Source organism: Bacteroides sp. PHL 2737 (assembly GCF_004115325.2).
Lineage (GTDB): Bacteria > Bacteroidota > Bacteroidia > Bacteroidales > Bacteroidaceae > Bacteroides > Bacteroides hominis.
Genome location: NZ_CP040630.1, coordinates 5,508,757 through 5,522,430, shown reverse-complemented (window position 1 = coordinate 5,522,430; position 13,674 = coordinate 5,508,757). Strand labels below are relative to the sequence as shown.

Below are 13,674 nucleotides of genomic sequence, written 5' to 3'. Positions count from 1 at the left end.
AGCGGCTGTAATACATTTATTAATTAAGCAAAACTTCTACGATTGCAAAATTGGGAATCTTATTTGAGAAAAACAAATCTCTTTTTTCTTGTATTTCTCACTGAAAGAATAATGTGTTTACTTTCAATGACTTATCATTTTCCTGTAAAATACCCCTTGCCGGAAGCTATTGCTTTTTTGTAACTACTTATTAATTAATTGTTTATCAGATAAATTTCCACATACTATTCTTGAACCTGATAGCCGGTACAGATATCCTTTCTGTCTATGGATAGACTTTTAAAGGATTTCATCCTGTCCTTGTTTTGTAGGCGCTTATTTAGATAAATTCTATTTAAGAGGTTTCACCTACTTATCTTTTTTGCCAAACAGGGAGAAGTGGACATATCGTTTGGGATGTTCCTTCAGGTCTTCAAGCAAACTTGCTGCATTGATGGTAGTTTGGTTCAGGTTATTGTATAATTGTGGATCGTTTAGCAGCAAACCAACGGTGTTATCTTTGCTGTTAAGCTTTTCTGTAAGCATTTTTACGTTACTGAGGGTTGCGTCTATTTTTTTGAACGTAGTGGCATAATCAATTTCTTTCAGATTGCCACTGATTACGATAAAGTTGTCTCCGATGGTATTCAGCTTCCCTGTTAATTGTGGAATATCATTATTCATCAATACTTTCAGCTGGCGGCTGGTAACTTCCAGATTGGCCGTCGTCTTTTCAATAGAATGCAGAGTTGCCGGGATACTTTGATCCGCCATAATCGTGTTCAGTGAAGTGAGGATAGAATCTAATTTAGGCAGCATCTTTTCTACGGCGGGCATCATAGCTGCTACCTTTTCCATCATTCCGTTGTTCAGAGTTCCGGGAATTGTATCACCTACCATATAACGTTCGCGCGGATTATTAGCCAATAAGATATTCATTCTTACTCCTCCCATCAGTTCGGGCACCAATTCGGCAGAGCTTCCTTTCGGTATGCGAAGATCAGTGTCTACTTCTACTTCCACGATGACATTTTCCGGTTGGTTGTAATCATAGGCAATATCACGGACAATACCTACACGGACACCGTCGGCAAATACCGGGCTGGACTGTGCCAGACCGTTTACATTATGGAATTTTACATAAAAATAGCTGGCAGGCTTAAACATATTAATGCCCTTCAGATAGTTAATTCCGAAAACGAGTAAGCACAAGGCTGCAATACCTGCTATTCCTATTCTGACTTCTTTCGTAATGAGTTTCATGTTTTGTTATTTAGTCTTTTTATTTATTTCTTCTTTTCTTAAATTCGGCTATAGCCTCATTGATATTCATTTTCTCTCCGTTGCGGAATGCAATGATGAAAGCATCCTTAAATAATGGAGTCACCGTATTACGGCGCGTCCGCAGCACCTTGTTATAATCAGGAGATGCCCCGTAAGTGTATTTGTATATTCCGCCTTCTTTATAGTAATCTACGTCTTTCAATCCCTTCAGTCGTTTGTCATTTTTGGCCAATGGACGTGAGGAAGTAAGTATTTGTATCTTAAACGTAATTTCGGAGTCGTTTGTTGTGCTTTCTGCAACAATTGGACGTTGAGTTTTCGCTTCTGCCATTAACTCTTTGGGGCGTGAAGAGTTTTTAGGTCTTTCTGCTGCTTTTTCTTGTGCACTATCTGTCTGTACAATCACAGGTGCTTCTGTAGCTTCTTCGTCATCATTTGGCAAAATGGTACGACTGGCACCGGTCAAACGGATTTCGTGTTCTCTTTTATAAGCCAGAAATGCCCGATAGATTCCTCTTGCCAAAGTAGTAGTTCCTTCATCCGTATTCAGATAGCGTTCCTCTTCAGGAGTGGAAATGAAACCAAGCTCAACGAGAATACTTGGCATGGCACTGGCCTTTAATACCAGAAACCCGGCTTGGTGTACACCACGGTCTATCCGTTTGCAATGATGGCGAAACTGTTTTTGAACCAGAGATGCCAGATGCACACTCTGCTCCATATATTTATCTTGCATGAATTCGAAGATGATATATGATTCTGCAGAATTAGGGTTGAAACCTGCGTAACGGGTTTTATAATCATCTTCATATAGGATTACAGAGTTCTCCCGTTTGGCGACTTCCAGGTTGGCATCCGATTTGGCCAGACCTAATGTCCAGGTAGAAGCACCTTTGGCTGTCCGGTTATTGGCTAAAGCATTGGTGTGGATTGAAATAAATAGATCGGCTTTGGCATTATTGGCAATTTCGGCACGGCGATCCAGTGGTATAAAAACATCTTTGCTGCGGGTATATACTACTTTTACGTCGTTGCAGTTTTGCTTAATCTGATTTCCCAATTTCAATGCTACCTTCAGATTGATGTTTTTTTCTTTAGATATCTTTCCGATGGCTCCGGGATCATGACCGCCGTGTCCGGCGTCAATAACGACAACAAAATCTTTTGCCCAGGTACTACCGACGTTTAGTGGAGAAACGAGTAGCCAAAGGCAAATCAGTATATATAATATGTGTGGTCTACGTAGTTCCATATAAAAATAATGTGCAAATGTAGCAGAATTTTGTTGAAAACTCACTATTTAGTGTTAAGTTTTGAGTTTTTTACCTTACTTTGCACTCGAAATTTAAATGATATAACGATGCTGAAGTTCTTGAAAAATTGGACGCTTCCGGTAGCGATGTTGTTAGGCGCCATTGGTTATCCTGTATTTATCAGCCTTTCTTTTTTGACTCCGATACTGATTTTCACTATGTTACTGCTTACTTTTTGTAAAGTATCTCCTTGTGATCTAAAGCCTAAACCCTTACATTTGTGGCTTTTGTTGATCCAGATATTCGGTTCATTGGCGGTTTATCTTCTTCTTTATCGTTTTAATAAAATTGTAGCGGAGGGAGCAATGGTTTGTGTCATTTGTCCTACAGCTACGGCAGCGGCGGTCATTACTTCTAAATTGGGTGGAAGTGCTGCCAGTCTGACTACTTATACGTTGATTGCAAATATTGGGGCAGCTGTTGCAGTTCCTATTTTCTTTCCGTTAATAGAGGCAAATCCGGATATTAGTTTTATAGATGCATTTCTGGTTATTTTGAGTAAAGTCTTTCCATTGTTGATTTGTCCTTTTCTGGTGGCCTGGTTTCTGCAGAAGTTCATTCCCAAAGTTCATCAGGTATTGTTAAGCTATCACGAATTAGCATTTTATTTGTGGGGTATTTCTCTTGCCATCGTAACGGCACAAACTATTTATTCGCTGATTAACGATCCGGCGGACGGACTGACGGAAATCATGATTGCAGTAGTTGCTTTGATAACTTGTTGCTTGCAATTCTTTTTAGGGAAAACCTTGGGTAGTGTCTATAATGACCGAATCAGTGGAGGACAAGCTTTGGGGCAGAAGAATACGATTCTTGCCATTTGGATGGCTCATACTTATCTGAATCCACTTTCGGCTGTGGGACCGGGGAGTTATGTTTTATGGCAAAACATTATTAATAGCTGGCAATTGTGGAAAAAGAGAAAGAATGATATGAAATAGAGAATGTAAGATACCGATTTGAAGCTGTTGGACTTTGTTTTATTACTGGATTACTATACTGGCGATGTTGTCAGAAAATAAATAAGGATGTAATTATGGATATTGTTTCATTGCGAAAGAATCCTCAATATTTAGAGGAAGCGATTGCTTATTTCCAAAGTAAATGGGCTGACGAAAACAGTAAAATGGTCTATGACAACTGTTTTAGAACCTGTGTGGTGTCAGAATCTCCCTTACCACAGTTCTATCTTCTGATGGATAACGAAGAAATAATAGGTTGTGCCGGACTTGCAACAAATGATTTTAATTCACGAATGGATTTGTATCCGTGGCTGGTTGCCTTATTCATAGAGGAGCGATATAGAGGACATAATTATGGAAGATTATTAATCGAAACCGTAGAAAAAGATACCCGACAATTGGGGTTTGGGGATTTATATTTGTGTACAAAACATATAGGCTATTACGAACATTTCTGTTTTAATTATGTAGGAGATTGCTATCATCCGTGGGGGGAGCATACACGAGTTTACCAAAAACATATCACTTTCTCAGCTGATCTTTAGAGATACTTCTGGCATTTACACGTTTGCCACAAGTTTAGTATATTCCTTTGTTTATATAGCAAACTAAACCTTACTTCTATTGGAACCAAAATATCTGTGGTAGTAAAAAGAAAAACAATCTTTTTCTTTTTACCAGCTTTGTTTTTATGATTGGCTACCTTTTGTTACCTTTGTGTATCAGGCTCATTATTCGGTGAATATTTTTGTTTTCTTACTATCTTATTACCCCGTTATTAATTATAAGAGTATATTTAGTTTGGTATATCTATAGCCGGTATAATGTACAGTGGAGATAAAGAATTTAAAGTGCCCTCTATCCGGTGGGACGGAACTATAAAATATTGGATTATGGATAAAATATTGCGAGCTTTCTGGAATCGTTATTTTCATTATGATTGGGCTTTTGGTCTGTTCCTGATTTTATTATTCGGTGTTCCCCGGTTTGTTATTGTCCTGCAATCTTACGTGACAAGAAGTTATGGTATAGTGATGTTTGTTTTTTTAGCCATGTGGTTTGTACCCTTTATTTTCCTTACCGGATACGGACGAAAATGTATTGGCATAAGGAAGCCTGATCACTGTGGACGTTTGTTTTTGTCTTTTATTGCGGGAGGGATGTCTTGTGCTGTTATATTTGCCCTTTTCTTTTTATTATATGATAAAACAATAGATAACGCGTTTGTATATATAGGAGGGAATAATCCCGGGGCATTCATTTCAGGACCTGATAAGCAGCTTTATTTTTGGATAGCTGTTATTCCAAGTATGATATTTAGCCCGATAGGGGAAGAGTTTCTATACCGTGGGATGATACATGGCAGTTTTGTTCAAAGGTTTGGTGAGTCGAAGGCCTCTGTTTTAGATTCATTGGCCTTCGCTGTTACCCATGTTGCCCATTTTGGTATTGTTTATGTTTCTGGTATTTGGCAATTTCTTCCTTTCCCGGCTATTCTTTGGGTTTTATCCATGTTCGTAGTCAGCCAAATTTTTTTCAGATGTAAGCAGTTTTGTAATTCCATTTGGGGAGCCGTGTTTGCACATGCGGGTTTCAATTGCTTTATGATGTATTTTATTTTTTATCAGTTATAGAACACACTCTCACTTTCTGAATTTAGTTAAGTTCTGATAGTTTCATGTGCTCTACATCGAATACTACTTTTTTGTTTGCTCTGCTTAATTCCTGCAAAGAAATCTGTTGGGCATTGGGAGTGGGATTACCTATCGAATACCGTTTTGTATTGTCGTCCGGATCACGGAAACAGAATGTATAGTTTATCAACAGTAGCGGGTATTGTTTGGCATTGGGATAGGTCTGAGGGTGTTGTACCAATACGATCCTTTGATTTTCAATAGAAAACTGAGGAAGCAGGCGTATGAAAGTGTTCCCTAATACAATTTCTATTTCCTCTGCGATGTCGAACTGTACATTGTTTATCAATAGGTCACCTAACCTCAATTCATCGGCTATTGCCATGCGCTTCTTGCCACCTTTACCAGTACTGTCTTCAAATTCAATGATTTTCATTTTAAGTTTCTGGGCATCGGCTTCCGATATGCTTGAAAAACTGTGGTCTGGAGCAAAGTAGAGTTTACTTTTTATTTCATTTATCTTTCCCCTTACTAAAAGTCCTTTTTCGTCAAGAGTAGTACTGATAGATACTTCCGGTTTTGTCCAAATGAGCCGCTGTGCCCCGAAAGGCTCTAAAGCTACGCATTTATTGTATCCGTTTATTATGTCAGGGACAGCTTGTGCACAGATTTTCATTAATTCGCCTGCCTCTTTATACATTCCCAGATAGGCTAATGAAGCGGCACGCAGGTTGAGTACAGAAAGTATACTTCCCCCAAGCTCCTGTTGGTATTTGCCTAACAAACTGTCTGTGTAGTGGATACAGCTTTCCGGATTATTTTTCATAAACCCGATAAATGCATTGGTAAGCCATCTGCCTATTTCGTCGGTAGTTTTCTCTATCCGTTCATATTGAGCATCCAAGCCCATAATGTCTCCGCTATTGATATATTCTGAATAATTTTTACGTAACTGATAATCTTTGCCGGAGAAGTTCATACGGTCGAAGTTGAGTGTACAGGTTTCGAATCCGTAGAAGAATGGGAACCCTAATAATCCGGATTGTCTGGTTATGGAATCCGCTGTATATGTATTGAAGAATTGTACCGGACAATCATTCACGTCCATCACTTTGACGGAAGCCGTGTCCGGTGTGTGTATGAAACTTCCTTCTCCGCCTGTGTCTAATAGATAACTCCGGTTGTTCGCGAATAGAAAAACACAACCGGTTTCTGCGAAACATATATTAGGATCGATGGGCTGCCTTTGCTCCTCTTTTCTGAAAGTTAATTTGCCAAATTCGAATTCTATTTTAGAGATTCTCCGGAGTTCTTTTATTCCTAAGATGGCGTCGTGACCGGAAAAGATAGGATCCTTTTCAACAAGAGAAACATGGACTACCGTGTTGTGGAAAGTGATATTACCCAATTGTAAAGTCTCTACGAAACCGGTGGTGGCTTGTGAAGTACCGAACATGCTGTTTACGGATATGGTATCTCCCATACATGTCACGTTACATTTGCGTGCCATCTCCTGAGTGAGAAAAGTATAGGGTGCTCCTGTATCGAAGATGGTGTTAGGCAATTCGGTTTCATTTATTGTCATTGAGAGTATTAACGGATATGTATAACTTGTAGGAAGTGTACAGGATGTTCCTGGAAAATCTATCCGGAAATTATTTTTTTCCGATAAACCTTGGATTGTTTTTTCTGAACAAAGGAAGTTTCCTTTTCCTTCTATCGCCTGGTAGAGCTTTTTATCTTTGCGCAAGGTCTGCCACCAGGAATTGAGTTGTCTGTAGTTCCCTTTTTCCAGAAGTTTCTCTGTTTTGGCATAACAATAGGCCAACTTTTGTTCCGGAGTACATTCTTCCGGATATAGAGTGAGGAGAGAGTCTACGCATTGAAGCATTTCGTCGGGGCGATTAAAATAATAATTCAATGATACTTTTGCATGTAACCGGGTTGCTTCATCCATCACAGAAGAAGAATCGTTATACAATTTCCACAGTTGTGGAGCATCCTGATAATCGTCTAATGCTAATATTTTCGACCTTAAAGAAGTGGTTGTTTGTGAAAAGGCAGTCATTGAAAAATAAATTGTACAAGTAAGAATGCCGAGCTTTAGTCTTGCCATAGTAGTATATGTTATAATTCAATTAGTTCTTGTGAGTTTATGTGTTTGTTATGCGGAGTCATCAGTGTCGGCATCAGAATCCGGCATCCTTTTTATATAAGCCATAGATTACACTAAATGTAGATAATCTGTCAGTTCTACCTTCAATGTAATCTATGGCATATTAATGTAGTTTTGTTCGTTGACCCGAATCTTTAGTGTGCGAACAAGTCGTTTGTCGGAATTTTATTTCCTTCGCTACCTGTTACAGTCATTTTCAGTTGTCCACCGTTTTGGTCAAAGTATCGTACTTCTATTGGGTGATATCCTTTGGCCAATGCTTTCTGTCCAATCACTTCGCGCGGTCCGTGCGGTCCGTCGTTGTTGATAACTTCTTCACCGTCTATCAGTAAGGTACTGCCGTCATCAGACAGCAGGGCAAAAGTGTAAATGTCATCTTTCGGAGCATTGATAAATCCCTTGATTACCAAACCGATGTTTCCCTTTGCTTTTTCTGGGATCATTATTTTCTCAATGACATAAGTTCCGTTCAGTGGAGCTTTGGGGATGTCATCGCATTTGCTGCCTTTAAATTCATACCATTCAGCTTCCAGACCTTTGTTGGAAGGAGTGGTAGTTGTGGCTGGAGCATATTCGCTCTTAATGAAACGCGTACGTGCGATATCACCGGCTTTCCCGTTAGGACGGAACGTACGGAAGGTAAAATCGGTTGTTTCTTTCACTGGGATAGGACCTTCGTATCTGGATGATTGCAGCGTCGGAATGCTTCCGTCGGTAGTATAACGAATATCTGCACTCGGATCCAGGCAAGTCACACTAACACTTCCCTCACCAATGAAAGCGTTGTTGCGGTGGAAACCTTCCAGATCGGGGATACGATAATTGATACCCATGATGTTGAGGCGTTCGAACTGATTGGCCAACCGTTGCGCGAAGGTATTCCAGTCTTTCTGCGAAGCCTGGCTCCATCCCAATTCGGCAATAGCCAGCAGACGTGGAATAGCCATGTATTGCATCCGTTCGCGTGAGGGAATCCATTCGCACCAGATGTTTCCTTGTACGCCTTTGATCAGTCCTTGTTGTTCAGGAGTCGCTCCCTCGATCGTCAGGTCGAGATCGTAAATGTTGCGTACAGAATTCTTATCTTGCTGATAATCCAAGTAGAACTGGCTGTTGGGGGAGAAGATGATTGGGTTGCCCTGTTGGGTAGTCTTTTGCGGAGCATCCTTGACCCAGCTTCTCCACCACATGACGGTAGCAGTCGGGCTTAATCCACCTTCGATGATTTCGTCCCAACCGATCATCTCTTTGCCTTTTGAGTTGAAAAACTTTTCCATGTTATGGATAAACCAGGCTTGCAGTTCTTCTTCTGTCTTCAATTGGTTGTCTCGCATACGTTTCTGGCAGTCGGGACATTTTTTCCAGTTTGTCTTTTCCACTTCATCGCCGCCGATGTGCACGTATTTATAAGGGAACAGGTCTATCAGTTCGCTATATATGTTTTTACAAAACTCTATTGCCGATTCTTTTCCGGGGCAAACAGGAGAGGAGAAAGTGCTTCCCCAACCTACTTTGTCTGTACAGGCTACTCCGGAATAATTGCTGACGGCTGCCAGCATGTGACCCGGCATATCGATTTCGGGAACAATATCGATGCCGCGTACTTTGGCATATTCTATCACTTCTTTTATATCCTCTTGTGTATAATATCCGCCATACAGCGTGTCACCTTCCACGATGCGAAGCTTGTTTACCGGAATCTGATAATCGGGGTTATCTTCCGATTTAGCCAGTTCCATGCATGACCGGTCGTGTGAATTGAACGTACGCCAAGCTCCTTTTTCGGTGAGTAACGGATATTTTTTGATTTCAATGCGCCATCCCTGGTCATCTGTCAGGTGCCAGTGGAACTTATTCATTTTATAAAGTGCCATTACGTCAAGCAGTTCTTTTACTTCTTCTTTGGTATAGAAGTGGCGGGATACGTCGAGCATAATACCACGCCATTCGAAGCGCGGGGCATCTTCAATCTGTACGGCGGGTATGGCCCATGTCACGCTGTCCACCATCTGCTTCGATTCAATCTGAGGTGGAAATAACTGGCGGAGTGATTCGATACCGGCTATCACACCGTTATAAGAATTTCCCGTAATCTCTATTTGATCGGGTTTTGCGGTGAGCGTATATGCCCCCTCCTTGCCTTCTATGGCAGCGGTAGAAAGAGTGATGTTTCCTTTGCCTTCTTTCACCTGGATGTTATATCCGGTGGCTACTGACAGAATACCTTTCAGGTACTCTGCTGCTGGAAGCAGTTCTGGATTGGTGGTACCGATGATGGTGTTTGGGGTTAATACAAACGCACCATGGTTCTGTTGCACTTTGTTTGGCAACGGTACAATAGAAACATCTCTGGTAGCGGGAGTGGGGCTACAGCCCGTCAGCAGTAATGCGCCGGTGAAAGCACAGGTTGCTAACCATTGTTTGTAAGATGGTTTTGTCATAAGGATAATTATTGGATTGTTTTTCAAATTAGTTTTAGTCTGCTTACTTTTACTGTATGAAAAGCACAAATATACAATCAATTCTTTTGATAATCTTCATTCCTGATTGAAAAACTGTTGCTATCTTTGCTCTTACGTAAACTTTCGCAGTCGGCTGTATGTTTCTTCTTCAGAAGAAATCGGTTTATTAAGTTGCTTTTTGCCTGTTTGTCAGTGTTTGTCATGGGATGGCTAATGTTTTGACGTATTGCTTCTTTCGATTTATGTACGTGCCTTCTTGAGACCACGGCTGTGATTCAAAGAGATCGCAATTGTGAACTGATGGAACCACAGTTGCAGATTGAACTGAATAACAAACTAAAAACTGTTGATAAATGCGTGAAATTGATAAGATAAACAGTGTGAATTTGCTTACTGAATAAGGAATGAGCAAGCCGGAAATTATAAAAAGTGAATAGAATATGGGAGCGCTTGATTTAATTGATAAATATTATCCTCAGGATAATGAGTTAAGAAATATATTGTTGGTTCACAGTCGTTCGGTTGCCGATAAGGCATTATGGATAGCCGATAAGCACCCGGAGTTGAACCTTGATACTACTTTTCTGAACGAAGCTGCCATGTTGCATGATCTCGGAATTTTTCTGACACATGCTCCGGGCATTAAGTGTTTGGGTAAGGAGCCATATATTTGTCATGGATATCTGGGAGCCGAGCTGGTGCGCAAAGAAGGTTTTCCGCGACATGCTTTGGTTTGTGAGCGTCATACCGGTGCGGGACTTTCACTGGAAGAGATTATTAAACAGCAGCTTCCTATTCCGCATCGTGAAATGTTGCCGGTCAGTATAGAAGAACAAGTGATTTGCTTTGCTGATAAATTCTTTTCGAAAACACATCTTGATCGTGAAAAATCGGTGCAAGATGCCCGTAAAAGTATTGCCCGGTACGGTGACGAAGGACTTCGACGCTTTAACAATTGGTGTGAGCTGTTTCTTTAGTGCCTAAAAAAGAATTAAAAATCAAGATTCTCAAGTATATTTGGTGAAGATTGTGTACTTTTGCCCCTTCAAGCGTAAACTATTAGTTAATGACGCCATTGAAAGCAAATACAATACTATCATTTATACTATTATTGATCCTCTTGATGCTTCCGGATGAAGCGATGGCTCAACGTCGCCGTGTCAGAGAGGTGAAGGGGCCTATCACTTATTCGCCCCAGCAAACTGATTCATTAAAAGCAGATACGTTGAAGGCTGATACCTTGTCGTTGCAATCTGCCAGGAAGAAGAAACAACCTCTGGATGCCCCTGTGGTTTATTCGGCTAACGATTCCATTGTTTTTACCGAAGGTGGCTTTGCACATCTGTATGGCGATGGTAAAGTGAATTATGAAAAAATAGAATTGGGGGCACAGATTATCACCATGAATATGGATAGCAGTACGGTGTATGCTCGTGGTGTGACTGATTCGTTAGGGGTTGAACAAGGCAAACCTGTGTTTAAGGATGGCGATACGCCTTATGAAACCAAAGCAATCCGGTATAATTTCAAAAGTAAAAAAGGATTTATCAATAACGTTGTAACTCAGCAGGGTGAAGGATATGTTGTGGGTAATAATGCCAAGAAAGGAGCTAATGATGAACTGTTTATGGAAAACGGACGTTATACGACCTGTGATCATCACGATCATCCACACTTCTACATGCAGTTGACCAAGGCCAAAGTTCGTCCCAAGAAGAATGTGGTGACTGGGCCTGCCTATTTGGTGGTAGAAGATGTACCGTTGCCATTGGCTGTACCTTTCTTTTTCTTTCCTTTTTCCAGCAGTTACTCTTCTGGTTTTGTGATGCCAAGCTACATGGACGATTCCAGTCGTGGTTTCGGATTGACGGGAGGTGGTTATTATTTTGCCATCAGCGATATAATGGATCTTAAGTTGACCGGAGATATATTTACGAAGGGGTCATGGGCCGGTAATCTGGAGACTAATTACAATAAACGTTATAAATATTCCGGTTCGTTACAGGCCGGATACCAGGTTACTAAATTGGGAGATAAGGGATTGGCTGACTATTCGGTTGCCAAAGACTTTAAGATTGTATGGAATCATCGGCAAGACCAGAAGGCCAGTCCGAACAGTACTTTCTCGGCAAGTGTGAATTTTGCAACCAGTAGTTATGAGCGTACCAATATCAATAACCTCTATAATTCTCAGCTAATGACTCAGAATACGAAAACTTCGAGTGTCAGTTACTCTCGCAGTTTTCCGGATCAGAAGCTGACGCTTGCAGGTACTTTCAACATAGCCCAGACCATGCGTGATTCTTCAATAGCTGTCACTTTGCCTGACTTAAATATCACTCTTAGTACTATTTTCCCTTTTAAACGCAAACGTGCGGTAGGTGAAGAGCGTTGGTACGAAAAGATTTCCTTGCGTTACTCGGGGCGTCTGACCAACAGCCTGAAAACCAAAGATGACCGCTTGTTTAAAGCAGGTTTTAGAGAGTGGGAGAATGCGATGCAGCATAACATTCCAGTGCAGGCTACTTTTACTCTTTTCAAGTATTTGCAGGTAGTGCCTTCATTCAATTATACAGAGCGTTGGTATACCCGTAAGGTGATGAAGAGCTATGATGAAACTACTCAGAAATGGGATACACACCCCGGTGATACGATTCATGGGTTCTACCGGGTATTTAATTATTCGGCCAGTTTGTCGTTGAGCACAAAGATGTATGGTATGTATCAACCTCTGTTTATGAAGAAAAAGGAAATACAGATTCGTCACGTCTTTACACCGCAGATTTCGTTGAATGGTTCTCCAAGCTTCGGACAGTTTTGGGAATACTATCGTGATGCAGACGGTAATGACCAGTATTACTCTCCTTATTCCAGCCAGCAGTTTGGTACGGCTCCGCGTGAAAAGTCTGGAACGGTTAGTTTCGATGTATCGAACAACCTGGAAATGAAATACCGTAACAAGAAGGATTCTCTTATGAAAATAAGTCTGATCGATGAGATAGGCTTTAATCTTTCTTATAATATGGCGGCAAAGAAACAGCCGTGGAGTAACCTGAATATGCGTTTGCGTATGAAGTTTAAAAAGTTTAATAACTATACGCTGAACATGAATGCGGTGTTTGCCACTTATGCTTATACATTCGATAAGTCGGGTAATGTAATAGTCGGTGATCGTACAGAATGGTCTTACGGACGTTTCGGACGATTCCAGGGATGGGGATCTTCTATCAACTATACTTTTAACAATGATACTTGGAAGAAGTTGTTCGGAAAAGATAAAGATAGCGATCAAAAAAAGAAAAAGGATAGTGCTGACGACGAGGGAGGAGATTCAACCGGTGACGAAGTGGTTACTGAAAAGAAAGTTGAGAAAGCACAGGCAGACAGTGACGGATATCAGGTTTTCAAGATGCCATGGTCACTGAATGTTAACTATTCGTTCCGTATTAGTGAGGACCGTAGTAAGCCGATCAACCGTAATACCATGCGTTATCCGTTTAAGTATACGCAAAATATCAATATGTCGGGTAATCTGAAGATTTCCAATAACTGGTCGTTTACATTCAATTCCGGATATGATTTCGAAGCGAAGGAGATTACTCAGACCTCTTGTACGATTACTCGTGATTTGCACTGTTTCAATATGTCCGCCAGTATTTCTCCTTTCGGACGTTATCGCTATTATAACTTTACGATCCGTGCAACGGCCAGTATCCTGCGTGATTTGAAGTGGGATAAGAGAAGCCAGACTCAAAGCAACATCCAGTGGTATTAATAAATATCTATGAACGATAAACGGTGAACAATTTGTAGCATGAAGGCGTAAATTGTTCACCGTTTATCGTTCATAGATGGCTGTCTTCA

Annotated in this window: 9 protein-coding genes; 5 read left to right on the top strand and 4 right to left on the bottom strand. The window is 40.8% G+C overall.

Annotation, left to right across the window (positions count from 1 at the left end; translation table 11 throughout):
* Positions 1-348: 348 nt before the first annotated feature.
* Positions 349-1,242, bottom strand: coding sequence for an MlaD family protein (locus DBK98_RS22920; protein ID WP_005781423.1), 894 nt, complete (start codon positions 1,240-1,242; stop codon positions 349-351).
* A 19-nt stretch (positions 1,243-1,261) separates the two neighbouring features.
* Entirely contained in the window at positions 1,262-2,515 is a 1,254-nt protein-coding gene (locus tag DBK98_RS22915; protein ID WP_032536993.1) for an N-acetylmuramoyl-L-alanine amidase, read from the bottom strand.
* A gap of 108 nt (positions 2,516-2,623) precedes the next feature.
* On the opposite strand from DBK98_RS22915, the gene DBK98_RS22910 reads away from it, so the two are divergent.
* The 3 genes from DBK98_RS22910 (at position 2,624) to DBK98_RS22900 (ending at position 5,172) form a co-directional block, all read left to right on the top strand.
* Complete coding sequence (locus DBK98_RS22910; protein WP_005808451.1) at positions 2,624-3,517, top strand: hypothetical protein; 894 nt, start codon at positions 2,624-2,626, stop codon at positions 3,515-3,517.
* Positions 3,518-3,612: 95 nt separating this feature from the next.
* Positions 3,613-4,083, top strand: a complete 471-nt coding sequence (locus tag DBK98_RS22905) for a GNAT family N-acetyltransferase (RefSeq protein ID WP_005808450.1) — start codon at positions 3,613-3,615, stop codon at positions 4,081-4,083.
* Between the two features lie 348 nt (positions 4,084-4,431).
* Positions 4,432-5,172: a CPBP family intramembrane glutamic endopeptidase gene (locus DBK98_RS22900; RefSeq protein WP_005808448.1), complete on the top strand. Its 741-nt coding sequence runs from the start codon at positions 4,432-4,434 to the stop codon at positions 5,170-5,172.
* 22 nt (positions 5,173-5,194) lie between these two features.
* On the opposite strand, the gene DBK98_RS22895 is transcribed toward DBK98_RS22900, so the two are convergent.
* Positions 5,195-7,288 (bottom strand): retroviral-like aspartic protease family protein, encoded by a 2,094-nt coding sequence (locus DBK98_RS22895; RefSeq protein WP_033572602.1) that lies wholly within the window; start codon positions 7,286-7,288, stop codon positions 5,195-5,197.
* Positions 7,289-7,482: 194 nt separating this feature from the next.
* Positions 7,483-9,789, bottom strand: coding sequence for a family 20 glycosylhydrolase (locus DBK98_RS22890; RefSeq protein ID WP_005781411.1), 2,307 nt, complete (start codon positions 9,787-9,789; stop codon positions 7,483-7,485).
* A gap of 461 nt (positions 9,790-10,250) precedes the next feature.
* Here DBK98_RS22890 and DBK98_RS22885 point away from each other — a divergent pair, with 461 nt between their 5' ends.
* Positions 10,251-10,787 carry an HD domain-containing protein gene (locus DBK98_RS22885; RefSeq protein ID WP_005808444.1) on the top strand — a complete coding sequence of 179 codons (537 nt, stop codon included), beginning with the start codon at positions 10,251-10,253 and terminating at the stop codon, positions 10,785-10,787.
* An 89-nt stretch (positions 10,788-10,876) separates the two neighbouring features.
* Complete coding sequence (locus DBK98_RS22880) at positions 10,877-13,585, top strand: putative LPS assembly protein LptD (RefSeq protein WP_005781407.1); 2,709 nt, start codon at positions 10,877-10,879, stop codon at positions 13,583-13,585.
* Positions 13,586-13,674: the final 89 nt, after the last annotated feature.

Bases quoted from the DNA above. Each gene is read 5' to 3' on its own strand.
- DBK98_RS22910 (WP_005808451.1), top strand. From the start codon at position 2,624: ATGCTGAAGTTCTTGAAAAATTGGACGCTTCCGGTAGCGATGTTGTTA.
- DBK98_RS22880 (WP_005781407.1), top strand. From the start codon at position 10,877: ATGACGCCATTGAAAGCAAATACAATACTATCATTTATACTATTATTG.
- DBK98_RS22920 (WP_005781423.1), bottom strand. From the start codon at position 1,242: ATGAAACTCATTACGAAAGAAGTCAGAATAGGAATAGCAGGTATTGCA.
- DBK98_RS22905 (WP_005808450.1), top strand. From the start codon at position 3,613: ATGGATATTGTTTCATTGCGAAAGAATCCTCAATATTTAGAGGAAGCG.
- DBK98_RS22890 (WP_005781411.1), bottom strand. From the start codon at position 9,789: ATGACAAAACCATCTTACAAACAATGGTTAGCAACCTGTGCTTTCACC.
- DBK98_RS22885 (WP_005808444.1), top strand. From the start codon at position 10,251: ATGGGAGCGCTTGATTTAATTGATAAATATTATCCTCAGGATAATGAG.
- DBK98_RS22900 (WP_005808448.1), top strand. From the start codon at position 4,432: ATGGATAAAATATTGCGAGCTTTCTGGAATCGTTATTTTCATTATGAT.
- DBK98_RS22895 (WP_033572602.1), bottom strand. From the start codon at position 7,288: ATGGCAAGACTAAAGCTCGGCATTCTTACTTGTACAATTTATTTTTCA.
- DBK98_RS22915 (WP_032536993.1), bottom strand. From the start codon at position 2,515: ATGGAACTACGTAGACCACACATATTATATATACTGATTTGCCTTTGG.